Source organism: Pseudomonas sp. Con_6 (assembly GCF_059379395.1).
This window is the reverse complement of the sequence record NZ_CM182011.1, coordinates 5,520,765-5,543,822: the sequence shown is the minus strand read 5'-3', so window position 1 is coordinate 5,543,822 and position 23,058 is coordinate 5,520,765. Positions and strand designations below refer to the sequence as shown.

Genomic DNA, 23,058 nt, shown 5'->3' with positions numbered 1-23,058 from the left:
GGGTAGGCGGCAGTTTTTCCAAGGAGGCTGCCATGGACCCGATCACCGCACTTTCCGCCCGGCTGGGGGAACATCTGCGTCGTTTCAATGCCCAAGTGACCACCGCCGAGTCCTGCACCGGCGGTGGCATCGCTGAGGCCATCACTCGCATCCCCGGCAGTTCGGCCTGGTTCGAGGCCGGCTACGTGACCTATTCCAATGCGCAGAAGACCCGTCAGTTGCAGGTGCCGGAGGTGCTGTTCGGCCAGGTCGGCGCGGTCAGCCAGGAGGTGGTCGAGGCCATGGTGCGTGGCGCCCAGGCGGCCAGCGGCGCGCGTTTCGCCGTGGCGGTGAGCGGTGTCGCCGGGCCTGATGGCGGCTCGCCGGCCAAGCCGGTGGGCACCGTGTGGCTGGCCTGGGGCGACGGCAGTCATGTCAGCAGCGAGCGACGGCAGTTCGACGGCGACCGCGAAGCGGTACGCCGACAAACGGTGATCGCCGCGCTAGAGGGCTTGTTACACCTTCGCGCGGAGTAATTCACGAATCGGGGGTAGGCGGAAATAATTCCCTGTGGAATAATACTGGCTACTTATACAGTTGTTTCTGGCCGTCAGGCCCTATCGATTACGTGAGGACTTCAATGGACGACAACAAGAAGCGTGCCTTGGCTGCGGCCCTGGGTCAGATCGAACGTCAATTCGGTAAAGGCGCGGTCATGCGCATGGGCGACCATGAGCGCCAGGCAATCCCGGCCATCTCCACCGGCTCGCTGGGTCTGGACATCGCCCTCGGCATCGGCGGCCTGCCAAAAGGCCGTATCGTCGAGATCTACGGTCCCGAGTCGTCCGGTAAGACCACCCTGACCCTGTCGGTCATCGCCCAGGCGCAGAAAATGGGCGCCACCTGCGCCTTCGTCGACGCCGAGCACGCGCTGGATCCGGAGTACGCCGGCAAGCTGGGCGTGAACGTCGACGACCTGCTGGTCTCGCAGCCGGACACCGGCGAGCAGGCCCTGGAAATCACCGACATGCTGGTGCGCTCCAACGCCGTCGACGTGATCATCGTCGACTCCGTGGCCGCCCTGGTACCCAAGGCCGAGATCGAAGGCGAAATGGGTGACATGCACGTGGGTCTGCAGGCCCGCCTGATGTCCCAGGCCCTGCGCAAGATCACCGGCAACATCAAGAACGCCAACTGCCTGGTCATCTTCATCAACCAGATCCGCATGAAGATCGGCGTGATGTTCGGCAGTCCGGAAACCACCACCGGTGGTAACGCCCTGAAGTTCTACGCTTCGGTCCGTCTGGACATCCGCCGTACCGGCGCGGTGAAGGAAGGCGACGAGGTGGTCGGCAGCGAAACCCGCGTCAAGATCGTCAAGAACAAGGTCGCTCCACCGTTCCGTCAGGCCGAGTTCCAGATCCTCTACGGCAAGGGCATCTACCGCAACGGCGAGATCATCGACCTGGGCGTGCTGCACGGTCTGCTGGAAAAATCCGGCGCCTGGTACAGCTACCAGGGCAGCAAGATCGGTCAGGGCAAGGCCAACTCGGCCAAGTTCCTCGCCGAGAACCCGGAAATCGCCGAGACCCTGGAGAAGCAGATTCGCGAGAAACTGCTCAGCGCTGGTGCTGTCGATGCAGCCGGTAAAGCGGCCGCTCAGAACGAGTCCGCTGAAGACCTGGCCGACGCTGACGCCGACTTCTGATCCTGCCCATGTCCGTCGTACTCGACACCCCCGTCGCCGTCAGGCGGACAGCCATGGACCTGCTCGCGCGCCGCGAGCACGGTCGCGCCGAGCTGACGCGCAAGTTGCGTCAGCGCGGTGCTACTCCTGAGATGATCGAGCACGAACTCGACCGCCTGGCGGACGAGGGGCTGCTGAGTGAAGCCCGATACCTTGAAAGCTATATCAGTTCGCGCGCACGCGCGGGGTATGGTCCGGCGCGGATCCGCGAGGAGCTGAACCAGCGTGGTCTGCCGCGTGGTGACGTGGAGCAGGCTCTGCGGGAAGCTGATATCGACTGGCAGGCGCAGTTGGCGGATGTCTGGCGGCGCAAGTTTGCCGGGCAGTTGCCAAGTGATCCTCGCGAGCGGGCCAAGCAGACGCGCTTCCTGGTTTATCGTGGTTATTCGATGGACAAGGTTGGCCGGCTGTTGAGCGGGCGAAGCCTGGACGATTGACTTCAGACATCTGGGGCCGCTTTGCGCCCCTTCGCGCCGAACCGTCGCGAAGGGGCGCAAAGCGGCCCCATTGTTTTTGCAATCAAGTGACCTTTAGCGGTTCCCGTACGCGTTGTGGCGCTGCCGAACTCGCCGCAGACGCCACCCGGTTCTCCGGCAGATTGATAAAGTCCACCAACTCCCGCAGACGCCCCTGATCGCGCCCATTGAAGGCAAACACCAGGCGATGCAAGTGACTGAACTGGACGTCGTCCTGATCCTCAGCCGAATAGGCGTGCTGGACAAAGCTCCCGCTCAGGCGCAGATCGGCGAAGGCGACCTGCATATCGAGCAAGGCCGCATCGTTCAACGGATGCTGCATGCGAATCACGAACTGGTCCTTCAGCCAGCGACTGCTGTGGTAGTTGCTGTAGAACTGATTGATTTCCGCGACTGCCTCATCGGCACTGTGCACCAGGCGCAGCAGTTTCAGATCGCTGGGCAGGATGTAGCGATTTTCCTGTAACTGCCGGATGATGAAATCCAGCGCCTCCTGCCAGAAGCTGCCGCCGGGGGCATCCAGCAGCACCACCGGTACCAGCGGGCTCTTCCCGGTCTGGATCAGGGTAAGGACTTCCAGGGCCTCGTCTAGGGTACCGAAACCACCCGGGCACAGCACCAGCGCATCGGCTTCCTTGACGAAGAACAACTTACGGATGAAGAAGAAATGGAAAGGCAACAGCTTGTCTGTGCCGTCCACCGTGGCGTTGGCGTGTTGTTCGAAGGGCAGGGTGATATTGAAACCGAGGCTGTTGTCGACGCCGGCGCCTTCGTGGGCCGCGGCCATGATGCCGCCGCCGGCACCGGTGATCACCATCAGCCCGGAGCGGGCGAGGGTGGCGCCCAGTTCCCGGGCAAGCGCGTACATCGGGTGTTCGACTGGCGTGCGCGCCGAGCCGAACACGGTGACCTTGCGTCGGCCCTTGTATTGGGCCAGCACCCGAAACGCATGATCGAGTTCGCGCAGGGCCTGAAGGGTGATCTTGGCGTTCCAGCGGTTGCTGTCGTCGTGGGCCATGCGCAGCACAGTGAGCATCATGTCCCGGTACAGCGGCAGGTTGGGGCTGTTGGCGGCGACCAGGCTCAGTTGCCGGTCGATGTGTTCGAGGTCGATACCCTGGTTCTTGAAGTGGCTGGCCAGCAGCTCGTTGGGTAGGTAAGGCATTGAAAACGTCTCCTTTGTGCAGCAAAACCTCAGACCAGGTCAGGATCGGGACCTGGCCGCGACACGAGCCGTGTCGCTGGCTGCGCAGGCCTGGGCACATGCCCGGCATTGCAGTAGACCTGAAGAAGGTCTCGTCGCAGTGATGATCTGGATCCCTTGTCTTGTCGTTGTCGGGATGGTTGGCGCCTGGCACGTGGTGATCGGACAGCCTCCTTTTTCTGTCCGGAAGATGAAAGGTATTTGTAATCAATCTAGACCCTGTCACGTGTTTGCGCTTTGTTGAGCATGTGCGCATAACGTGATGACAGATAATCGTTTTATTCGCTTTCGCATGCTCCCTTGTGCCACTCGTCAGATCGGATCCAATTTATGTGGCGGTCTGGTTAACTGAAAGTAAGTAATACGCGGCACAGGGAGGTTGCATATGCAACGTGTCAGTCTTGAGGTCGATAGCCAGCTGTTCCGGCTTCTGCAAAATGCGGCTCGGGCCAACAACCTGAGCATCGAAGAGGAATGCCTGCGTCGGCTGCAAGGCGGTGAACGCCGTTCGCGCTATCTGCAGGCGCTGGTCGCGGAATTGCGCGCCGATGAGGAACAACGGCGCGAAAGCAGTCAACTGATGTGAAGCGCCACGGTCATTTCTTCTTGCCGTTGATTCCACAGCTCTGGGCGTTGAAGTTTTCCGTCGCCACCGGGCGATTGGTCTTGTACTCGGTGAACTGATAGGTCAGCACCGCGCCGCGGGCCAGCAGCTGGCGATAGCCGTTGTTGGAGCAGACGCTGGCGCCCAGTTGATCGCGGACCTTGTCCGGGTTGGCCTGCATCTGTTGCGCATGGCTGGCGCGGACGCTGAGGTGGTTGATCAACTGGGGGCCGTGGACGGTATAGCCCTGGTCGAGGATGTCCTCGTTGATGGCGCGCGGAGTGCCCACGCTGCTTTCCCGGGCGACCTTTTCCAGCATCTGGGTCAGTTCGTATTCCTGCTTGGACGCGGCATTGGCGGCGAGGGGCAGGACCAGCAGCAGGCCCAGGGTGGGGGCGATGAAACGCAGCATTCATTTCTCCAGATTCGGTAACTGGCGCTTTGACCCGTATCCGCACGCCGTGTTCCGTCACGGGCGTAGTCAGTCGCAACCATCGACAAGTCGGGGATTATAGTGGAGTGGGATATTTCCCTGCACGGCAAAGCGATGTGCCGTACACTCCCGCGCAATTCGCCCCGCCGAGCTTGTGCTGTGCCTTTTTTCTTCCTTTCTCGCCGTAATCCGACATGAGCCATGCCGTTTCGCGCCTGCGCGCCGAACGTCTGGCCCGCAGCATCAAACCCTTCCTCGCCCGTGGCTCCCGCGCACCGCGTTGCCCGGCGTGCCGGGTGATCTTCGACTATTGCCTGTGCGCCTGGCGGCCGCAGGTCGAGGCCGGTTCGACGATGTGCCTGCTGATGCACGATACCGAGCCGTTGAAACCGACCAATACCGGCTGGCTGATTGCCGACATCCTCGCCGACACCAATGCCTTTGGCTGGCAACGCACGGTGGTGGACGAGCAATTACTGGCGCTGCTCGACCAGCCTCAGTGGCAGCCTTATATCGTGTTCCCCGGAGAGTTCGTCGAGCCCTCGCGAGTGGTTACCGAAGTCAGGCACGAAGCAGGCAAGCGCCCTCTGTTCATCCTGCTGGACGCCACCTGGACCGAGGCACGCAAGATGTTCCGCAAAAGTCCTTACCTGGAGCGCTTCCCGGTGTTGAGCCTGGAGCCGGAACAGATTTCCCGCTACCGCCTGCGCCGTTCCAAGCGTGACGACCACTTCTGTACCGCGGAAGTGGCGGCGATGTGCCTTGAACTGGCCGGGGACCAGATCGCCGCGCAGGCGCTGGACGCTTACCTCGATGTCTTCAGCGCTCATTACCTGGGGGCCAAGTTCCAGTTACCGCTGGATCTCGACGACGCCGTCCATCAGCGCCTCAAGCCCTTCCTATAGTCCAAGGGGCAAGTCTTGCGCTTTGCTTCATAATGATGAACGCGGCGCCGGAACGGGCCGGGACCGAACTTGACCACCCGGTTCCGCCTCGGCATCCTTGGCGCCGATTCGGGCGCGTCGCGGGCCTGGCCAGCATGCCTTTTCGGCATCCGGCCTCGCTGCCGTCGCCTTGAGTTGCTTCGCCAGGTCCCGGCGTCTCCGGAACCTGCACAGAACAGGATCATTAGATCGATGGCCACGTACGAAATCCTGATTGCCGATGACCACCCGCTTTTCCGCAGCGCCTTGCGCCAGGCCGTGACCCTGGGACTGGGCAGCGATGTTCGCCTGGTGGAAGCCGCCAGCATTGCCGAGTTGGAGACCCGTCTTACGGAAAAATCCGACTGGGACCTGGTGCTGCTCGACCTCAACATGCCGGGCGCCTATGGCTTTTCCGGCCTGGTGCTGCTGCGTGGGCAGTACCCGCAGATTCCGGTGGTAATGGTGTCGGCCCAGGAAGAAGCTTCCGTCGTCGTCAAGTCGCGGGAATTCGGGGCCAGTGGCTTCATTCCCAAGTCGAGCCCGCTGGAAGACATCCAGGACGCCGTGCGCAAGGTGCTCGACGGCGAGGTCTGGTGGCCGCCGCAGGCCTTCGAGAAGGTCGATGTCTCCGCCGAGGCCAAGGCCGCCAGCGAAGGCCTGGCCAGCCTGACGCCCCAGCAATTCCGTGTGCTGACCATGGTCTGCGAAGGGCTGCTGAACAAGCAGATCGCCTACGAGCTGAGCGTCTCCGAGGCGACCATCAAGGCCCACGTCACCGCGATCTTCCGCAAGCTGGGTGTACGCACCCGGACCCAAGCGGCGCTTCTCTTGCAACAGCTGGAGTCGGTGGCCAACGGATAGGCCATCATCTTCACGGTTTTTTGACCCGCGGTGCACTAGTCTGCACCGCTCTCCACAGTCGGAAGTGGTTCTCTATGTCGCCCTTCAAAGGCCAGACCGGCCTCAAACGTGTTTTCAATGCCGCAGGCTACTCCCTCGACGGCCTGCGCGCGGCATTTTCCGGTGAGGCGGCGTTCCGCCAACTGGTGCTGCTCAACGTGATCCTGGTACCGCTGGCGTTCTGGCTTGAGGTCAGTCGTGCCGAACGCGCGATCCTGATCGCGGTGTGCATGCTCGGACTGATCGTCGAACTGCTCAACTCCGCAGTGGAAGCTGCGATCGACCGCATTTCCCTGGATCGCCACCCCCTGTCAAAGAACGCCAAGGACATGGGTAGCGCCGCGCAATTCGTGGCACTGACCATGGTGGCGGTGGTGTGGGGCGTGATCCTGCTCTAAGCGATGCTCGGTAGGACGATCTCATCGCTGCGCTGCACGCCGGCGGTGAAGGTCCGACACAGTTCGAGAAATTCGCGCATCGCCGAGGTCTGGTATTTCTGTTTGTGCCAGATAAAGAAGAACTGCCGCGCCAGGTCCAGTTCCGGGGTTTCCACCGGGACCAGGCTGCCGCGGCGGAAGGCGTCGCGCAGGGCCAGGCGCGAGATGCAGCCGATGCCCAGCCCGGATTCCACGGCGCGCTTGATCGCTTCGGTATGCTCCAGTTCGAGACGGATATTCAGCGTGGAGCGGTGATGACGCATGGCCTGGTCGAAGGTCAGGCGGGTGCCGGAGCCTTCCTCGCGGAGGATCCATGCCTCCCGGGTCAACTCTTCAAGGCTGGCGTGGCCGCGTTGCGCGAGGGGATGCTGCGGTGCGCAGAACACCACCAGTTCGTCGGCAACCCACGGCTGCACTTCGAGATCCGGATGATTGCAGTCACCCTCGATTAGACCCAGGTCAATTTCGTAGTGCGCAACCTGTTGCACGATATGTGCAGTGTTCTGCACGTGCAGTTTGACCTGGCTTTCCGGGTGAACCTGCATGAAGCTGCCGATCAGCAAGGTCGCCAGATAGTTGCCGATAGTGAGCGTGGCACCCACCGCCAGCGAGCCGAAACCGGATTTGCCGTTGAGCAGGTCCTCGATTTCCTTGGCCTGGTCGAGCAGGGCCACCGCCTGGGGCAACAACTGATGGCCCAGGGCATTGAGGCTCAGGCGCTTGCCGGCGCGATCAAACAGTTGGCAACTGGATTGCCGCTCCAGTTCAGTGATGGAGGTACTGGCCGCCGATTGCGAGAGCGCCAGCACACTGGCAGCGCGGGAAACGCTCTGGTGCTGGGCGACAGCGACGAAGACCTGAAGTTGACGAAGCGTAAATCGCATATCTATATAACCGATAAGACATATCTTGATAATCCAGTTAACAGATATTGTCCTCCGCATTAAACTATCGCGCAATCGCGCTCTCGGTTAGCGCTGCGTTTTTCTCAGGAGCCCCCTTACATGAGCAACATGAACCACGAACGTGTCCTCAGTGTGCATCACTGGAATGACACCCTGTTCAGCTTCAAGTGCACCCGCGACCCGGGCCTGCGCTTCGAGAACGGTCAGTTCGTGATGATCGGCTTGCAGCAGCCCAACGGCCGCCCGCTCATGCGTGCTTACTCCATCGCCAGCCCGAATTGGGAAGAGCACCTGGAGTTCTTCAGCATCAAGGTGCCGGACGGTCCGCTGACCTCCCAACTGCAGCACCTGAAGGAAGGCGATGAGGTCATCATCAGCAAGAAGCCAACCGGCACCCTGGTCCTCGACGACCTGAACCCGGGCAAGCACCTGTACCTGCTGAGCACCGGCACTGGCCTGGCGCCTTTCATGAGCGTCATCCAGGATCCGGAAACCTACGAGCGCTTCGAGAAAGTGATCCTGGTCCACGGCGTGCGCTACGTGAACGAAGTCGCCTACCGCGAGTTCATTACCGAGCACCTGCCGCAGAACGAGTTCTTCGGCGAAGCGCTGCGTGAAAAGCTGATCTACTACCCGACCGTTACCCGCGAGCCATTCGAGAACCAGGGTCGCCTGACCGACCTGATGCGCAGCGGCAAGCTGTTCAGCGACATCGGCCTGCCACCGATCAACCCGCAGGACGACCGCGCGATGATCTGCGGTAGCCCGAGCATGCTGGACGAAACCAGCGAAGTGCTGGACAGCTTCGGTCTGAAGATTTCGCCGCGCATGCGTGAGCCGGGTGACTACCTGATAGAGCGTGCTTTCGTCGAGAAGTAAGCATCGAGAGATACAAAAAACGCAGACCCTGGTCTGCGTTTTTTATGCTTGAAGTATTTGTATTGTTCTTCAGGGTTCTATCGCTGGCAAGCCAGCTAGCCCACAAGGATTGCAGCGAGTTTCAGGTTTGCACTCAACCTGTGGGAGCGGGCTTGCCAGCGATGAGGCCCTTGAAGGCAGTATCTATTGCGGATCAACCACTACTTCCAGCACCCGGATCCGCTCCGGCACCGGATAGTGCCAGCGCACCTGCACATCCCAGAACCTCACCCCATACACTCGCTCCGGCGGTGGCACTTGATAGGCCGGCCGCGGATCCTGCGCCAGGCACTGTTCGATCAGTTCCACCAGCGGCTCGCCCAGGCGCAGTGCATGGTCATGGGCCTGTGGCAGGGCGCTTTCGCTCCATTGCACCGCAATCGGTTCAGGCGGCGCACTGGCCATCTGGTTGCTGGCCTCGGCAACACTGTCGGCATAGGGCACATAAGGCTTGATATCCAGCACCGGCGTCCCATCCAGCAAGTCGATCCCCGACAGCATCAGCCGCCCCGGCTCGACCTTCTCCAGGCGCACCACCGACTGCCCGATGCCATTGGGCCTATGGGTCGCCCGGGTGGCGAACACCCCCATCGAGGCATTGCCACCCAGCCGCGGCGGACGCACCTTCAACCGAGGCTTGTCTTCCAGCGCCTGATGAAACAGGAACAGCAACCAGACATGACTGCTCTGCTCCAGCCCGGCCACCGCCTCGCCCGTATCGAACGGCGGCACCAGCTCCAGCACGCCCCGCGCCGCCGGTGCCAGGTGCGGCTGGCGCGGAATGGCGAACTTCTCCTTGAAGCAGGAGCGCACGAAACCGACCGGCGAGACGCGATGGTCCATGTGCCGTTCAGCCACGGATACGCAGGGTCAGGCCCTTGAGGAAGTTGCGCAGCAACTGGTCGCCGCACGGGCGGTAGTTGTGGTGGTCGACCTTGCGGAACAGTGCGCTAAGTTCCGGCTTGGAGACCGGGAAGTTGGCCGACTTGAGCACCGCGTGCAGGTCGTCTTCCTTCAGTTCGAAAGCGACTCGCAGCTTCTTCAGCATGATGTTGTTGGTCACTGGCAGTTCGACTGGCAGGGGCGGGCGGCTCTCGTCGCGGCCACGGCGGAAGATCACCAGGCCATCGAGGAAATGGGCCAGGGCGTCGTCCGGGCACTGCCGGAAGCCGGCGTCCTCGTCTTTCTTCAGGTAGCTGGCCATGTCCGCGTCGGTGACATTGAAGCCATTGGCGCGAGCGATCTGCGCCATCTTGGTGTCGGAAATGTCCAGCATGTAGCGCACGCTGCGCAGTACGTCGTTGTGCATCATGAAAATGTGATCCTGATCGGGAGCTTCGCCAGTACGGCGTGGCTCAGAATTTTTCCTTGCTTTCCAGGTAGCGCCATTGTCCGGCCGGCAGCTTGGCCATGGCCACGCCACCGAGGCGGATGCGGCGCATGCCGACCACTTCCAGGCCGACGCTGCGGCAGAGCAGTTCCACCAGCCCGGCCGCCGGGTTCTTCAGCACCATGCGCAGGCGTGTCTCGTTCTGCCAGCTGGCCTTGATCTTCGGCAGTTCGTGGCCCTTCCAGTTGAAACCGCGATTCAGCCGCTCAAGGCCGGTGCCAATGATCTGGCCGCGGACTTCGACCACGTACTCCTGTTCGAGCTTGTTCAGGTCGGAGTCGATCTTGCGCACCGTGCGCCAGTCCTGGCTGTAGACCTGCAGTCCGCTGGCGCCGGCCTGCAAGGGGGCCAGGCAGGTCAGCCGGGCGAAGTGCCCACGCAGCACGCGGCGCTCACCGACGTGAGCTTCTGAGCAGTTGTCGGGGTTCATGGCGTTGCGGGCGCTTTCGGCGTCCTGGCCGGATTCCTGGTGCAGCAGCAGGGTCACCGGCTCGAGTGGCTCGGGCTTGGCGCCTGGGAGTAGGGCGACTACCTGCTGGTCGACCGGGAACTGCGGTTCGTCGATGACCTGGCCATCCACCGTGACCCAGCCTCCGCCTATATACAGTTCGGCCTCGCGGCGGGAGCAGCCGATCTGGGCAACGAGGCATTTGGAAAGACGGGTGGTTTCGGACATGAAGAGGGCCGTGGGACAGGGAAAGGCGTCCATTGTAACCGCCGAGGAGAGCTCGGGTCCGGCAACATTTCGCGCCTGGGGCTATTCGGAACCGACTGACGATATCTGTCAGTCGAATTGCTCAGATTTTGTAGGAGTTGTCTTTGGTAGTTGTCGTCCAAAAACAAGCCGGTCGCGGAAAACAAAACCCCGCCAGAAGGCGGGGCTGTTCAGCGGGACCGATCTCAGATCGGTTCGGCCCAGAGGTCGTACTCGTCTGCGTCCACCACGCGGCAGCGGACCTTGTCGCCCGGCTTGTAGCCATGGTCGCCGTCGATGAAGACGTTGCCGTCGATTTCCGGTGCATCGAAGAAGCTGCGGCCCACCGAGCCCTGCTCCTCGACTTCGTCGATCAGCACTTCGATCTCGCGACCGATGCGCAGTTGCAGGCGGGCGCTGCTGATGGCCTGTTGATGAGCCATGAAGCGGTCCCAACGGTCCTGCTTTATCTCGTCCGGAACTTCGTCAAGGCCCAGGTCGTTGGCCGGCGCGCCTTCCACCGGGGAGTACTGGAAGCAGCCGACGCGGTCCAGCTGGGCTTCGCTCAGCCAGTCCAGCAGGTATTGGAAGTCTTCCTCGGTCTCGCCGGGGAAGCCGACGATGAAGGTCGAACGGATGATCAGGTCCGGGCACTGCTCGCGCCATTTCTTGATGCGCGCCAGGGTCTTGTCTTCGAAGGCCGGGCGTTTCATCGACTTCAGCACTTTCGGGCTGGCGTGCTGGAACGGGATATCCAGGTACGGCAGGATCTTGCCGGCGGCCATCAGCGGGATCACGTCATCCACGTTCGGGTATGGGTAGACGTAGTGCAGGCGAACCCAGGCGCCAAGGCTGCTGAGGGCTTCGCACAGTTCCAGCATGCGGGTCTTGACCGGGCGACCGTTCCAGAAGTCGGTCTTGTACTTGACGTCGACGCCGTAAGCGCTGGTGTCCTGGGAAATCACCAGGATCTCCTTGACGCCGGCCTTGACCAGGCGCTCGGCCTCGCTCAGCACTTCGCCGACCGGACGGCTGACCAGCTTGCCGCGCATCGACGGGATGATGCAGAAGCTGCAGCTGTGGTTGCAGCCTTCGGAAATCTTCAGGTAGGCATAGTGGCGCGGAGTCAGCTTGACGCCCTGTGGCGGCACCAGGTCGATCAGCGGGTTGTGGTCCTGGCGCGGCGGCACGACTTCGTGCACGGCGTTGACCACCTGCTCGTACTGCTGTGGGCCGGTGACGGCCAGCACGCTCGGGTGCACGTCGCGGATATTGCCTTCCTCGACGCCCATGCAACCGGTGACGATGACCTTGCCGTTTTCCTTGATGGCTTCGCCGATCACTTCGAGGGATTCGGCCTTGGCCGAGTCGATGAAGCCACAGGTGTTGACCACCACCACATCAGCGTCCTGATAGGTGGGCACGACTTCATAACCTTCCATGCGCAGCTGGGTGAGGATGCGTTCGGAGTCAACCAGAGCCTTCGGGCATCCGAGCGAGACGAATCCTACCTTTGGCGTGGTGGGGGTTGCGGTGGTGGACATGGCTAACCTCGGTGTAGAGGGGCTGCCGCGTACATGACGAAAGGCAGCCCTGCTGGGCGCTTCCAGGCGCCTCTGATCAAAAAGTGCGCAATTCTAGCGAGCGTTCGTCTGCTTGACCAGCAGAAAAACGACGAACGCTGCGCTATGCTTCGCCGCGTTGTGCCCCTGACATTTTCGGACAGGGGCGACAGGGTTCTGCCGACGACAAAAATCATAGCGTCTGGTACGAAATTCACCGGTTTCCGGTTCATGTTCGCGGGAGTGGTTGATGGGTCAGGCAAGCAGTGAAGCCTCGGCGGGGCACGGCGCGACGCGCTCGTTGGGTCTGCTGGTGGCAGCTGTCGGGGTGGTGTACGGCGATATCGGTACCAGTCCCTTGTATACCCTGAAGGAAGTCTTTACCGGCGGTTATGGGGTGCCGGTCAACCATGATGGTGTGCTGGGCATCCTGTCGCTGATCGCCTGGTCGCTGATCTGGGTGGTGTCGTTCAAGTACGTGACCTTTATTCTGCGTGCCGATAACCAGGGCGAGGGCGGGGTCATGGCGCTGACGGCCCTGGCCACGCGGGCGGTGGGCGCGCGGCCGAAGCTGCGGGCGATGATGGTGGCCTGCGGCTTGATCGGTGCCGCGCTGTTCTATGGCGACAGCATGATCACTCCGGCGGTCTCGGTCCTGTCCGCAGTGGAAGGTATGGAACTGGCCTTTGACGGTATCGATCACTGGGTGGTGCCAATCGCCCTGGTCGTCCTGGTGGCGTTGTTTCTGGTGCAGAAACACGGGACAGCGAAGATCGGTATCCTCTTCGGGCCGGTGATGGTGACCTGGTTCGTGGTGCTCGGCCTGCTGGGCCTGCACGGCATCGCGCAGAGTCCCGAAGTGCTCAAGGCCTTCAACCCGGTATGGGCGGTGCGCTTCTTCATTGTCCACCCGGGCATTGGCGTGGCGGTCCTCGGTGCCGTGGTGCTGGCACTGACCGGTGCCGAAGCGCTGTACGCCGACATGGGCCACTTCGGCCGCAAGCCCATCGCCCGCGCCTGGTTCGGCCTGGTGCTGCCGGCGCTGGTGCTTAACTACTTCGGCCAGGGTGCCTTGCTCCTGCAGAACCCGGACGCGGCGCGCAACCCGTTCTACCTGCTGGCGCCGGGTTGGGCCCTGTTGCCGCTGATCGCCCTGGCCACCCTGGCCACCGTGATCGCCTCCCAGGCGGTGATTTCCGGGGCCTTCTCCCTGACCCGTCAGGCCATCCAGCTCGGCTATATCCCACGCATGCAGATCCAGCACACCTCCAGTGATGAGCAGGGGCAGATCTATATCGGCGCGGTGAACTGGTCGCTGATGGTTGCGGTGGTGCTGCTGGTGATCGGTTTCGAGTCCTCCGGCGCCCTGGCGGCAGCCTACGGCGTGGCGGTAACCGGGACCATGCTGATGACCACACTGCTGGTGTCCTCGGTCATGCTGCTGCTGTGGAAATGGCCGCCGCTGCTGGCAGTGCCGATCCTTGTCGGTTTCCTGCTGGTGGATGGCCTGTTCTTCGCCGCCAACCTGCCCAAGGTGGTGCAGGGTGGTGCCTTCCCGGTCCTGGCGGGTGCTGTCCTGCTGCTGTTGATGAGTACCTGGAAGCGAGGCAAGCAGATCCTCGTCGATCGTATCGACGAAGGCGCGCTGCCCTTGCCGGTGTTCATCGGCAGCATTCGCGTGCAGCCTCCGCATCGGGTCGAGGGCACCGCGGTGTTCCTGACTGCGCGTCCGGACGCCGTGCCCCATGCGCTGTTGCACAACCTGCTGCATAACCAGGTGCTGCACAGCCAGGTGGTGTTGTTGACGGTGGTGAGTGAAGACCGGCCGCGGGTGCCGGAGCAGGAGCGCTTCGAGGTCGAGGCCTATGGCGACGGCTTCTTCCGCGTACTGTTGCACTTTGGCTTCATGGATGAGCCGGACGTGCCTGGGGCACTGCGCCTGTGCCATCTCGACGAGCTGGATTTCAGCCCGATGCGCACGACCTATTTCCTGAGTCGGGAGACGGTGATTTCGTCACGGCTGGAGGGGATGTCGCGGTGGCGGGGGAATCTGTTCGCATTCCTGTTGAAGAATGCCAACGGGAACCTGAGGTTCTTCAATCTTCCGCTGAACCGGGTGATCGAGCTGGGGACCCAGGTCGAGATCTAGGGTGTTTTTGAAGGCCTCATCGCAGGCTTCGCCAGCTCCCAAAAGGACCGCGTGCACCGCGAAACCTGTGGGAGCCGGCGTTGCCGGCGAGAGGCCCTCAAGTCAGGCATCAGTTCTGTTCAGCGACGCTGTTCTTGCCCTGCCGGCTTTCGATCTCGCCGATCAGTTTGCGGGCCAATGCCGGGTAGTTCTCGTCGAAGTGATGCCCGCCCGGCAGCTTGAGCTTCTCGCCCACGGCGGTGGTATCGGTGCAACCGCTCTCGTCGGTCTCTTCCACGCCATACACGCAAAGCACCTTGGCCGCCGGCATCCTCGCCATTTCCGGACCGGTCGGCGCTTCCTTGCCTTCCTGGCCCAGCCAGCCTTCCACCTGGATCTCGAAGCTGCCGCTGCGGGCGAACGCCAGCAGGATCACCGCGTCGATGCGTTTCTTGTCTTCATCCGGCAGGCGGTTGTAGATCGCCGGCAGGACGTCTGCGCCAAAGGAATAACCGGTCAGCACGAAGCGCTTGGTGCCCCATTTCTGCCGGTAGTGTTGCATCAGCTCGGACAGGTCGACGGCCGTCTGTTCCGGGGTCTTGTGCTGCCAGTAGTAGCGCAGGGTGTCGATACCCACCACCGGATAGCCCAGCTTGGCCATTTCCCCGGCGACGTCGCGGTCCAGGTCGCGCCAGCCGCCATCACCGGAGAGGAACAGGGTCACGGTGTCGGTGGTCTGGCCAGCCGGTACTTCCACCACGGGAATGCTCATGGCGTTGCCGTCGCCGCCCACCAGAGCGTGGGTCAGTTGAGCCTTGAGCACCTGTGGCAGGTGGATGTCGTAGTCGGAGATGCTGGTCTCGGCATTGGCCTGGTCGCGCACGAAGGCGGCACTGGCGTCGTCCGGGCTGTCGTTCCAGGCCACGTTCCAGTGCCCGTGAGGCGCCGACTTGGCGGAGGTGATCGAGCAGCCGGCACGCTCCACATTGAAGTCCACGGAAATGGCCTGGGCCTTGTCGTCCTTCTGTGCAGCCAGCCAGTCCCAGGCCAGGTTGGCGCCCGGGCCGATACCGGCGACCAGGGTCGGTGAGCCCTTGAGCTGTTGCGTGGCCAGTTGTACGGCCTGTTGCTGCAGGTTGCAGTCGCTGGGCGGCAATGCAACCTGGACCAGTTGTGCTTCACCGCTTTGGCTAAGGTCCAGCAGTTGCTTGTCGCTGAGCAGTTGGTCCTGCGGCGAGGCGATCACCACCCGGGCCTTGGCGTCGGTGCCTGGGGTGGCGCGGGTCAGGCTGCTGCCATCACTGAGGGTGATGTGCTCCAGATGGGCTTCGGGGGCGGGACGGGTCCAGACCCAGAAGCCCACGGCGGCTGCCAGCAGCGCCACGATCAGCGCGCCGAGCAGGTAATACCAGTAACGTCGAATCATCAGCGTTTCACCAATCCTGTAAGACCGCCCGCGATCAGGGCGGCGGTATCGGCCAGTGCGACCAGCGGATCGAGTCCGGCGGGGACGGCCATGTAGCGGGGTTCCCAGTCTGGCTGGAACTTGTCTTTGAAGCGGCGCAGGCCCTGGAAGTTGTAGAGCTGCTCACCGCGCTGGAACACCATCGAACCCAGGCGCTGGGTCAGTGGCGCGCCGCGCCGCGGCTGCAGGCCCGACAGGGGTACCATGCCAAGGCTGAAGCGGGCATATCCATGCTGTTTATAGTGTTGGATCAGGCCGATCATCATGAATTCCATGGTCAGCTTCGGCGCCTCCGGATGGGCGCGCATCAAGTCGAGGCTGGCCAGCTCTCGGCTGTGGGTTTCCAGCAGGTTGGCAAAGGCCACCGGCTGGCCCTGGAAGCGAATCAGGGCAATGCGGAAATGCTGCAGGTAATCCTCGCTGAAGCGACCGAGGGAGAAGCCTTTCTCGCGCACGTTCTTGCCAGTCAGCCAGGCGTCGGAAATGGCTTTCAGTTCATCCAGAGGCGCCTGGCCAGGTTCATGGATTTCCAGGCTTAGACCATCGCGCCCGCCGCGGTTCCAGGTGTAGCGCAGATCTTTCATCTCCTTGCCCTTGGCTTCCAGGTCGAAGCGCAGCAGGTTGACCCGCGCTTCCTCGCCGAGCTTGATCGCGGTCAGGCCGATGTCCATGTAAAACGGCAGGTTCTCCGCGCGCACCTGATAAAAGACCGGGCGGGCGTGGTAGATGTCGCAGAGGTCGCGGAACTGCCAGATCATCTCGGCACGACGCTGGGTCGGGCCGATCGGATCGTAAAGTGCCACCAGGCTGCGGCCGCGGCGCGCGTACATGAGGAAGGCGTCGTCGTCAGGATGGAACAGCAGCGCCTTGTCGCCGGTCAGGGCCAGACCGCCGTCGGGCTGGTCCGAGGCTAGCAGGATACGGTTGGCGCGTTGCAGCTCGTCATTGGTCGGCAGGTGGATCACCGGGCGGGCGGTACGCAGCAGCCAGGTCAGGGCCAGGACCACCAGCAGCACCGCGCTGCCCAGGGCCGAGCGCAGGCCACGCGGGGCGTCGGCATCGAGCGTGAACTGCCACCACAGTTGATGGCTGTAGGGTACGTCCTGGTAGGCGAACAGCAGCAACCAGATCGACGCACCGACCACGCAGGCGCTGGCCATCAGGTAGATCGGCGAGAATGGCAGTTCCAGCAGGCGGCTCGGGCGGTAGAACGAGCGTCGGAACACAGCCAGCAGGCTGGCGGTAAAGATCATGATGCTGGCTTCTTCCCAGTCGAAACCCTTGAGCAGGGAGAGCAGGGCGCCGATCAGCAGGAGAATGGTGGTCAGCATCCAGGCCGCCGACAGGCGGCGACGCAGGCCTTGGGCCAGGAGCAGGCAGAGCACGCCGATCAGGCTGGCGCCGAAATGCGAGGCGTCGATCAGGCGATGTGGAATCAGGAAGCCAAGATGCTTCAGGCGGGTGTCGATTTCCGGGGTGGCGCCGGAGAACAACAGCACCACGCCAGAGAGAAATACCAGCACCGCCAGTACCGGTGCGGCCATGCCCGAGGCAACCTTGATCGCCTGCTGGGCGAACAGGAAGCGCCGTGCCTCACTGGCCAGCAGTACCACGCAGGCCACCAGCATCGGCAGCACCACATAGATGAGGCGATAGAGCAGCAGCGCCGCTGCCAATGGCGCGGCGCCAAGCTGGTTGGCGAAAGCGGCGAGGAGGATCGCCTCGAATACGCCGACGCCGCCCGGGACGTGGCTGAGCACGCCGGCCGCCAGGGCCAGCAGGTACACCAGCAGGAATGCGCCAAAGGGCGGGGCTTCCGGCAGCAGCAAATAGAGTACGGTTGCCGCAGCGGCGACATCCAGCGCGGTGATGACCAGTTGCAACAGGGTCAACCGGGCACCCGGCAGACGCAAGGTACGGCGTCCGACGCGGCTCAGCAGGGCATGGGGGAAAGGCTGCTCCGGCAGGCGACGGCGGTAGAGGCCATAGGCCAAGGCGGTGGCGAGCAGCAACACGGCAATGGCGATGCTGGCCAGCAGGCCTTGCGGCAGGCGCAGTGCTTCCGATGCGGCGGACAGGTTGCTCAAGGTGGCCAGGGCGGCGAGTGGCGGCAGGGCGCAACCCAGCGACAGGCTGGCAAACAGGGTCATGCGCGCTACTTCGGCGGCGCCGATACCCTGGCGGGCATACAGGCGATAGCGCACCGAGCCGCCGGAAAGCAGCGAAAGGCCAATGGCGTTGCCGATGGCGAAGGCGCAGAAACCGCCCATGACCAGACTGCCAGCGGGCAACTTCACATCGGCGTAGCGGCTGGCTGACCATTCATAGCCGAGCAGCGTGATGAACCCGACGATGGTCGCTAGCAGCGCGCCGGCCAGCGCAGGCTTGGGCGTGGCCAGGATCTGATCGTGCAGGGCATAGATATCCAGCTCGCTAAGCAGATGGCGGCAAGCGATCAGGGCTATCCCGAACAGCAGCAGAGTCACGGCCAGACCGATGGGTTGACGGTACTTGCTCAACAGATCGAGCCAGCGCAGGCGGCTGGCAGCGATGGGGTGCGCGGCGGTAACGGGAATTTCGGTTTCAGCGGTTGGGCGCATCAATCACCTCGGGGATTGTGCGCGACAGGATGGGAGTATCCGGTCAATGTACCAATCCCTATGGAATAATAATGTCTGAATATTACTAGCGTTCAGACGGATCCGTGAGGGTCATGATAGTTAAAGAATATTCACATGGCAGCCAGAGAGAGGTGGCTGGCGAGGTTTTTTTGACGCAAACGAAAAAGGCCAATCTTTCGATTGGCCTTTTTCTGTATCTGGTTGCGGGAGCCGGATTTGAACCGACGACCTTCGGGTTATGAGCCCGACGAGCTACCAGGCTGCTCCATCCCGCGTCTGATGGGTGCGCATTCTACAGCCTTGAATCTGGCTGTCAATGCTTAATTATTGATTTTCTTGAAAAACCTTTTCGGCCTGAATCGCAGGCAAACGAAAAAGGCCAATCTTTCGATTGGCCTTTTTCTTGAATCTGGTTGCGGGAGCCGGATTTGAACCGACGACCTTCGGGTTATGAGCCCGACGAGCTACCAGGCTGCTCCATCCCGCGCCTGTGAGATCGAATTCTACAGGGATGGCTTTCCCTGTCAAGCATAAGTTCAAAAAAATCCTTTTTTCTTCAAATGGTTAGCATTCCTGGGTGATGACTTGTCAGCCAGTCGCAGGCGGCGCGGCGCGCTATCCGGGGCTTATGCAGAGGTTTGATGCGGTTCGGCAGGCCGGGTGAGATACTGCGCGTACGACTTTTCCGCATTAACGGTCATCCATGCTTCAGCGCAAGATCATTCATATCGACTGCGATTGCTTCTACGCGGCTATCGAGATGCGTGACGACCCGCGTCTGGCCGGGCGACCGCTGGCGGTGGGCGGCTCTGCCGAGCGTCGAGGCGTGATTGCCACCTGCAACTATGAAGCCCGGGCGTTCGGCGTCCGTTCGGCGATGTCCTCGCGGCACGCACTGGGCTTGTGCCCGGATCTGCTGATCGTGAAGCCGCGCATGGATGCTTATAAAGAAGCCTCGCGGGAAATCCATAACGTCTTCCGTGAATACACCGACCTGATCGAACCGCTGTCGCTGGACGAAGCCTACCTGGATGTCAGTGAAAGCCCGCGTTGCTCTGGCAGCGGCACTCTGATCGCCCAGGATATCCGGCGCAAGATCGCCCAGCGCCTGCATATCACCGTGTCGGCGGGGGTCGCACCGAACAAGTTCCTGGCCAAGATCGCCAGCGACTGGCGCAAGCCCAACGGCTGTTTTGTAATCACGCCCGCCGAGGTGGAGGATTTTGTTGCGCAGTTGCCAGTAAGCAAGCTGCATGGGGTGGGCAAGGTCACGGCGGACAAGCTGCATCGCCTGGGAATCGTGTCCTGCCTGGATCTTCGCCAGTGGGAGCGGTTGGCGCTGGTCAGGGAGTTTGGTGGTTTTGGTGAACGGCTGTTCAACCTGGCCCGGGGTATCGATGAGCGGCCGGTGCAGAATGACAGTCGGCGGCAGTCGGTCAGCGTGGAAAACACCTACGACCAGGATTTGCCGGATCTGGCGAGCTGTCTGGAGAAGCTTCCGGAGTTGCTGGAATCCCTGAACGGTCGCATGGCTCGTATCGACAGCAGCTATCGACCCGGCAAGCCGTTCGTGAAGGTCAAGTTCCATGATTTCAGCCAGACCACCCTGGAGCAGGCGGGGGCGGGGCGGGATCTGCAGAGTTACCAGCAGTTGCTCAGCCAGGCGTTTGCGCGGGGAGGGCGGCCGGTTCGGCTATTGGGGATTGGGGTGAGGCTTCAGGATTTGCGCGGTGCCCATGAGCAGTTGGAGCTATTTCCGGCGCCTTGAAACAGCTTGGGGCCGCAAAGCAGCCCCAGCTATCTAACTGTCAGTGCGCGCCCGGATCGGCTACCAGGCGCCCCGCATCCTTCGTCAGCGACTTCAGGAACTCCTGCTGCAACTCCGGATCATTGCGCGTCAGCTCGATCAGGCTCTGCTCCAGCTCGCTGGCTTCCTCTTCCAGACCCAGGTCTGACAGGCGTTTGACCCGATGCACCCACTGACTGACGTCGTCCTCTTCGAGATCATCGAAGATCAGGCCGTGAGCTTCCACCAACTTGTTGCGCAGGGTACCGCTGACCAGCAGGCTGGCATCGGCGCGTACCGCACTGTCCTCATCTGCCACCGACAAGTGCAGGGTGCCGATATGGGTCAGGTTCTGCTCGCTGAACGGGCTGTCCAGCAGATTCAGGCGCAGGACGCCGTTGCGATCGGTGGTCAGTTCGTGCGACATCTTGCCGGCCTTGACCTCGACTGGACGTTCACTCCAGGGAACACTGCTGTATTCCTGGCGCTTGTCCTTCTGTACTTCGTCGATGCCGGCCAGGTTCTGCTGGGCGCGCCCGTTGGACTGCGTGTTCATGAACGGGTTGAGCCCTGCGAAGCCGTAGCTGAGCCAGTCCTTGGTCACGCTGTCCGGCAGGCTGCCCAAGGCGAATATATTCACCACGTTGGCACCGACGCCAGCCACCACGGCCACAGCTCCCAGTGGGATCTCGTAGATTTCCCGCCAGGGTTGGTACGGCGTATAGCGATCATAGCGGCGGGTCACTTCGAACTCGGTGACTTCGAAGTGCTTCTGCTCGTGGATGCGCACACGACGTTGCGGCAGCTCGAGTACCTTGGGTTCCCCGACATCGATCTGCAGGCTGTGCTCGAGCAGCTTGCGCTCGATGCGTTCCTCATGCTCGCTGCGCTGGGACATCTGGTTGGCGCAACCGCTGAGGAGCAGGGCGCCACACAAGGTGGCGCCCCCGAAGGTAAAGGTACTTCGCTTGAACATGGTGACTTCTTGCGTTGGCTATCGATCAGCGGCGGATACGGGCTTGCAGGAACGACACGACATCCGCCACCGGCAGGGCCTGGGCCTCGCTTTCGGTACGGTGCTTGTACTCCAGCTTCCCTTCGGCCAGGCCGCGGTCGCTGACCACGATGCGATGCGGAATGCCGATCAGTTCCATGTCGGCGAACTTGATGCCGGGGCTGGTCTTCTTGTCGCGGTCGTCCAGCAGCACGTCGAAGCCGGCGGCGGTCAGTTCGGCGTACAGCTTGTCGGTGGCCGCACGGACTTCCTCGGTTTCGTAGCGCAGCGGTACCAGGGCGATATGGAATGGCGCCAGGGTGTCGCTCCAGATGATGCCCTTGTCGTCGTAGTTCTGCTCGATGGCGGCGGCGACTACGCGGGATACGCCGATGCCATAGCAGCCCATGGCCAGGGTGACCGGCTTGCCATTCTCGCCCAGAACCTGGCACTTCAGCGCTTCGCTGTACTTGGTGCCCAACTGGAAGATGTGGCCGACTTCGATACCGCGCTTGATCTGCAGGGTGCCCTGGCCGTCCGGGCTTGGGTCGCCTTCGACCACGTTACGCAGGTCGGCGACTTCAGGTACCGGCAGGTCGCGCTCCCAGTTCACGCCGAAGTAGTGCTTGTCATCGATGTTGGCGCCGATGGCGAAGTCGCTCATCAGGGCGACCGAACGGTCGATGATGCACGGCAGCGGCAGGTTCAGCGGGCCGAGGGAGCCAGCGCCGGCGCCGATGGCGGCACGCAGTTCCTCTTCATTGGCCATGACCAGCGGATCGGCGACCAGCTCGAGCTTGGTGGCCTTGATTTCGTTCAGTTCGTGGTCGCCACGGACGATCAGGGCAACCAGCTTGCCTTTCTCGGCGCCGTGTACGATCAGGGTCTTGATGGTGCGTTCGATCGGCAGGTCGAAGCCTTCTACCAGGGCGGCGATGGTCTTGGTGTTCGGCGTGTCGACCAGGCGCAGGGCTTCGTTCGGCGCAGGACGCACGGTCTCGCGCGGGATGGCCTCGGCCTTCTCGATGTTGGCGGCGTAGTCGGAGCTGTCGCTGAAGATCACATCGTCTTCACCGGACTCGGCCAGCACGTGGAATTCGTGGGAGTAGCTGCCGCCGATGGAGCCGGTGTCGGCTTGTACGGGACGGAAGTTCAGGCCCAGGCGGGTGAACACGTTGCAGTACGCCTGGTGCATGCGGTCGTAGGTTTCCTGCAGGGAAGCCTGGTCGGCATGGAAGGAGTAGGCGTCCTTCATGATGAATTCGCGGCCGCGCATCAGGCCGAAGCGCGGACGGATCTCGTCACGGAACTTGGTCTGGATCTGGTACATGTTCAGCGGCAGCTGCTTGTAGCTGCTCAGTTCGTTGCGGGCCAGGTCGGTGATGACCTCTTCGTGGGTCGGACCGACGCAGAATTCGCGACCATGACGGTCCTTCAGGCGCAGCAGCTCGGGGCCGTACTGCTCCCAGCGACCGGACTCCTGCCACAGCTCGGCGGGCTGAATGGCCGGCATCAGCACTTCCAGAGCGCCGGCGGCGTTCATTTCCTCGCGAACCACGGCTTCGACCTTGCGCATCACGCGCAGGCCCATCGGCAGCCAGGTGTACAGGCCGGAGGCGAGCTTGCGGATCATGCCGGCACGCAGCATGAGCTGGTGGCTGATGACGACCGCGTCGGAAGGGGTTTCTTTTTGTGTGGCGAGCAAATATTGACTGGTGCGCATGATAGGCCGTTGTCGGTTGCTTAACTGAAATGACCCCGCATTGTACGGGGGGGAATCGGTGACGTATAGAACGCAGGAAAGTGAATGTGGCGCAAGTGACTGACGGAAATGAAAAAGCCCGGCAGGGCCGGGCTTTTTCGTACTGAGGTCTGCGGGCCGGGAGGGC

Annotated in this window: 20 protein-coding genes, 2 tRNA genes and 1 pseudogene; 10 read left to right on the top strand and 13 right to left on the bottom strand. The window is 62.3% G+C overall.

Annotated features, from left to right (window positions below; all coding sequences use genetic code 11):
- Window positions 1–32 precede the first annotated feature (32 nt).
- From AC5QPF_RS24900 to recX, 3 genes are all read left to right on the top strand, one after another.
- A complete protein-coding gene (locus tag AC5QPF_RS24900; RefSeq protein WP_494960331.1) occupies window positions 33–515 on the top strand; it encodes a nicotinamide-nucleotide amidohydrolase family protein in 483 nt (160 codons plus the stop codon).
- Between the two features lie 104 nt (window positions 516–619).
- Window positions 620–1,687, top strand: a complete 1,068-nt coding sequence (gene recA, locus AC5QPF_RS24895) for a recombinase RecA (protein ID WP_042121862.1) — start codon at window positions 620–622, stop codon at window positions 1,685–1,687.
- 8 nt (window positions 1,688–1,695) lie between these two features.
- Complete coding sequence (recX, locus tag AC5QPF_RS24890) at window positions 1,696–2,163, top strand: recombination regulator RecX (RefSeq protein WP_494960330.1); 468 nt, start codon at window positions 1,696–1,698, stop codon at window positions 2,161–2,163.
- Between the two features lie 82 nt (window positions 2,164–2,245).
- Here the strand turns inward: recX and AC5QPF_RS24885 are convergent, their stop codons facing one another.
- Entirely contained in the window at window positions 2,246–3,367 is a 1,122-nt protein-coding gene (locus AC5QPF_RS24885) for a TIGR00730 family Rossman fold protein (protein ID WP_494960329.1), read from the bottom strand.
- Between the two features lie 424 nt (window positions 3,368–3,791).
- Between AC5QPF_RS24885 and AC5QPF_RS24880 the strand changes: the two genes are divergently transcribed.
- Window positions 3,792–3,992, top strand: a complete 201-nt coding sequence (locus AC5QPF_RS24880) for a hypothetical protein (protein ID WP_494960328.1) — start codon at window positions 3,792–3,794, stop codon at window positions 3,990–3,992.
- A 10-nt stretch (window positions 3,993–4,002) separates the two neighbouring features.
- Here AC5QPF_RS24880 and AC5QPF_RS24875 read toward each other — a convergent pair whose 3' ends face one another.
- On the bottom strand, window positions 4,003–4,422 hold the full coding sequence (locus AC5QPF_RS24875) for a PA3611 family quorum-sensing-regulated virulence factor (protein WP_494960327.1): 420 nt from the start codon (window positions 4,420–4,422) through the stop codon (window positions 4,003–4,005).
- A 215-nt stretch (window positions 4,423–4,637) separates the two neighbouring features.
- Here AC5QPF_RS24875 and AC5QPF_RS24870 point away from each other — a divergent pair, with 215 nt between their 5' ends.
- The 3 genes from AC5QPF_RS24870 to AC5QPF_RS24860 all read left to right on the top strand — a co-directional run bounded on the left by AC5QPF_RS24870 (window position 4,638) and on the right by AC5QPF_RS24860 (window position 6,667).
- On the top strand, window positions 4,638–5,348 hold the full coding sequence (locus AC5QPF_RS24870) for a DTW domain-containing protein (RefSeq protein ID WP_494960326.1): 711 nt from the start codon (window positions 4,638–4,640) through the stop codon (window positions 5,346–5,348).
- Window positions 5,349–5,579: 231 nt separating this feature from the next.
- A complete protein-coding gene (gene erdR / locus AC5QPF_RS24865) occupies window positions 5,580–6,230 on the top strand; it encodes a response regulator transcription factor ErdR (RefSeq protein ID WP_494960325.1) in 651 nt (216 codons plus the stop codon).
- A 74-nt stretch (window positions 6,231–6,304) separates the two neighbouring features.
- On the top strand, window positions 6,305–6,667 hold the full coding sequence (locus tag AC5QPF_RS24860) for a diacylglycerol kinase (RefSeq protein ID WP_494960324.1): 363 nt from the start codon (window positions 6,305–6,307) through the stop codon (window positions 6,665–6,667).
- Here the strand turns inward: AC5QPF_RS24860 and AC5QPF_RS24855 are convergent.
- Window positions 6,664–7,590 carry a LysR family transcriptional regulator gene (locus AC5QPF_RS24855; protein WP_494960323.1) on the bottom strand — a complete coding sequence of 309 codons (927 nt, stop codon included), beginning with the start codon at window positions 7,588–7,590 and terminating at the stop codon, window positions 6,664–6,666. The two genes, AC5QPF_RS24860 and AC5QPF_RS24855, sit on opposite strands and share 4 nt — an antisense overlap.
- Before the next feature lie 120 nt (window positions 7,591–7,710).
- Between AC5QPF_RS24855 and fpr the strand changes: the two genes are divergently transcribed.
- Window positions 7,711–8,490: a ferredoxin-NADP reductase gene (fpr, locus tag AC5QPF_RS24850; RefSeq protein WP_330076184.1), complete on the top strand. Its 780-nt coding sequence runs from the start codon at window positions 7,711–7,713 to the stop codon at window positions 8,488–8,490.
- 183 nt (window positions 8,491–8,673) lie between these two features.
- Here fpr and tsaA read toward each other — a convergent pair whose 3' ends face one another.
- The 4 genes from tsaA to rimO form a co-directional block, all read right to left on the bottom strand.
- Window positions 8,674–9,372, bottom strand: a complete 699-nt coding sequence (gene tsaA, locus AC5QPF_RS24845) for a tRNA (N6-threonylcarbamoyladenosine(37)-N6)-methyltransferase TrmO (RefSeq protein WP_494960322.1) — start codon at window positions 9,370–9,372, stop codon at window positions 8,674–8,676.
- Between the two features lie 7 nt (window positions 9,373–9,379).
- Window positions 9,380–9,841: a DUF1456 family protein gene (locus tag AC5QPF_RS24840; protein WP_494960321.1), complete on the bottom strand. Its 462-nt coding sequence runs from the start codon at window positions 9,839–9,841 to the stop codon at window positions 9,380–9,382.
- 43 nt (window positions 9,842–9,884) lie between these two features.
- A complete protein-coding gene (locus AC5QPF_RS24835) occupies window positions 9,885–10,595 on the bottom strand; it encodes a S4 domain-containing protein (protein ID WP_494960320.1) in 711 nt (236 codons plus the stop codon).
- A 224-nt stretch (window positions 10,596–10,819) separates the two neighbouring features.
- Window positions 10,820–12,157 (bottom strand): 30S ribosomal protein S12 methylthiotransferase RimO, encoded by a 1,338-nt coding sequence (rimO, locus tag AC5QPF_RS24830; protein WP_494960319.1) that lies wholly within the window; start codon window positions 12,155–12,157, stop codon window positions 10,820–10,822.
- A 268-nt stretch (window positions 12,158–12,425) separates the two neighbouring features.
- Here rimO and AC5QPF_RS24825 point away from each other — a divergent pair, with 268 nt between their 5' ends.
- A complete protein-coding gene (locus tag AC5QPF_RS24825) occupies window positions 12,426–14,324 on the top strand; it encodes a KUP/HAK/KT family potassium transporter (RefSeq protein WP_494960318.1) in 1,899 nt (632 codons plus the stop codon).
- 109 nt (window positions 14,325–14,433) lie between these two features.
- Here the strand turns inward: AC5QPF_RS24825 and AC5QPF_RS24820 are convergent, their stop codons facing one another.
- The 4 genes and pseudogenes from AC5QPF_RS24820 to AC5QPF_RS24805 all read right to left on the bottom strand — a co-directional run bounded on the left by AC5QPF_RS24820 (window position 14,434) and on the right by AC5QPF_RS24805 (window position 18,876).
- On the bottom strand, window positions 14,434–15,729 hold the full coding sequence (locus AC5QPF_RS24820) for an AcvB/VirJ family lysyl-phosphatidylglycerol hydrolase (protein ID WP_494960317.1): 1,296 nt from the start codon (window positions 15,727–15,729) through the stop codon (window positions 14,434–14,436).
- Window positions 15,729–18,355, bottom strand: a pseudogene (gene mprF / locus AC5QPF_RS24815) (bifunctional lysylphosphatidylglycerol flippase/synthetase MprF). The gene AC5QPF_RS24820 and the pseudogene mprF overlap by 1 nt, the downstream one beginning before the upstream one ends.
- A 232-nt stretch (window positions 18,356–18,587) precedes the next feature.
- Window positions 18,588–18,664: transfer RNA gene (locus AC5QPF_RS24810), tRNA-Met, on the bottom strand.
- Window positions 18,665–18,799: 135 nt separating this feature from the next.
- Window positions 18,800–18,876 (bottom strand) — tRNA-Met (locus AC5QPF_RS24805).
- A gap of 216 nt (window positions 18,877–19,092) precedes the next feature.
- On the opposite strand from AC5QPF_RS24805, the gene dinB reads away from it, so the two are divergent.
- On the top strand, window positions 19,093–20,157 hold the full coding sequence (dinB, locus tag AC5QPF_RS24800) for a DNA polymerase IV (RefSeq protein ID WP_494960316.1): 1,065 nt from the start codon (window positions 19,093–19,095) through the stop codon (window positions 20,155–20,157).
- A gap of 40 nt (window positions 20,158–20,197) precedes the next feature.
- Here the strand turns inward: dinB and AC5QPF_RS24795 are convergent, their stop codons facing one another.
- Window positions 20,198–21,151, bottom strand: coding sequence for a hypothetical protein (locus AC5QPF_RS24795; protein WP_494960315.1), 954 nt, complete (start codon window positions 21,149–21,151; stop codon window positions 20,198–20,200).
- A gap of 25 nt (window positions 21,152–21,176) precedes the next feature.
- A complete protein-coding gene (locus tag AC5QPF_RS24790) occupies window positions 21,177–22,892 on the bottom strand; it encodes a proline--tRNA ligase (protein WP_494960314.1) in 1,716 nt (571 codons plus the stop codon).
- Window positions 22,893–23,058: the final 166 nt, after the last annotated feature.

What these genes read in the sequence shown, in the direction of transcription:
- AC5QPF_RS24900 (WP_494960331.1), top strand. Translation starts at nt 33, where the DNA reads ATGGACCCGATCACCGCACTTTCCGCCCGGCTGGGGGAACATCTGCGT.
- recA (WP_042121862.1), top strand. Translation starts at nt 620, where the DNA reads ATGGACGACAACAAGAAGCGTGCCTTGGCTGCGGCCCTGGGTCAGATC.
- recX (WP_494960330.1), top strand. Translation starts at nt 1,696, where the DNA reads ATGTCCGTCGTACTCGACACCCCCGTCGCCGTCAGGCGGACAGCCATG.
- AC5QPF_RS24885 (WP_494960329.1), bottom strand. Translation starts at nt 3,367, where the DNA reads ATGCCTTACCTACCCAACGAGCTGCTGGCCAGCCACTTCAAGAACCAG.
- AC5QPF_RS24880 (WP_494960328.1), top strand. Translation starts at nt 3,792, where the DNA reads ATGCAACGTGTCAGTCTTGAGGTCGATAGCCAGCTGTTCCGGCTTCTG.
- AC5QPF_RS24875 (WP_494960327.1), bottom strand. Translation starts at nt 4,422, where the DNA reads ATGCTGCGTTTCATCGCCCCCACCCTGGGCCTGCTGCTGGTCCTGCCC.
- AC5QPF_RS24870 (WP_494960326.1), top strand. Translation starts at nt 4,638, where the DNA reads ATGAGCCATGCCGTTTCGCGCCTGCGCGCCGAACGTCTGGCCCGCAGC.
- erdR (WP_494960325.1), top strand. Translation starts at nt 5,580, where the DNA reads ATGGCCACGTACGAAATCCTGATTGCCGATGACCACCCGCTTTTCCGC.
- AC5QPF_RS24860 (WP_494960324.1), top strand. Translation starts at nt 6,305, where the DNA reads ATGTCGCCCTTCAAAGGCCAGACCGGCCTCAAACGTGTTTTCAATGCC.
- AC5QPF_RS24855 (WP_494960323.1), bottom strand. Translation starts at nt 7,590, where the DNA reads ATGCGATTTACGCTTCGTCAACTTCAGGTCTTCGTCGCTGTCGCCCAG.
- fpr (WP_330076184.1), top strand. Translation starts at nt 7,711, where the DNA reads ATGAGCAACATGAACCACGAACGTGTCCTCAGTGTGCATCACTGGAAT.
- tsaA (WP_494960322.1), bottom strand. Translation starts at nt 9,372, where the DNA reads ATGGACCATCGCGTCTCGCCGGTCGGTTTCGTGCGCTCCTGCTTCAAG.
- AC5QPF_RS24840 (WP_494960321.1), bottom strand. Translation starts at nt 9,841, where the DNA reads ATGATGCACAACGACGTACTGCGCAGCGTGCGCTACATGCTGGACATT.
- AC5QPF_RS24835 (WP_494960320.1), bottom strand. Translation starts at nt 10,595, where the DNA reads ATGTCCGAAACCACCCGTCTTTCCAAATGCCTCGTTGCCCAGATCGGC.
- rimO (WP_494960319.1), bottom strand. Translation starts at nt 12,157, where the DNA reads ATGTCCACCACCGCAACCCCCACCACGCCAAAGGTAGGATTCGTCTCG.
- AC5QPF_RS24825 (WP_494960318.1), top strand. Translation starts at nt 12,426, where the DNA reads ATGGGTCAGGCAAGCAGTGAAGCCTCGGCGGGGCACGGCGCGACGCGC.
- AC5QPF_RS24820 (WP_494960317.1), bottom strand. Translation starts at nt 15,729, where the DNA reads ATGATTCGACGTTACTGGTATTACCTGCTCGGCGCGCTGATCGTGGCG.
- dinB (WP_494960316.1), top strand. Translation starts at nt 19,093, where the DNA reads ATGCTTCAGCGCAAGATCATTCATATCGACTGCGATTGCTTCTACGCG.
- AC5QPF_RS24795 (WP_494960315.1), bottom strand. Translation starts at nt 21,151, where the DNA reads ATGTTCAAGCGAAGTACCTTTACCTTCGGGGGCGCCACCTTGTGTGGC.
- AC5QPF_RS24790 (WP_494960314.1), bottom strand. Translation starts at nt 22,892, where the DNA reads ATGCGCACCAGTCAATATTTGCTCGCCACACAAAAAGAAACCCCTTCC.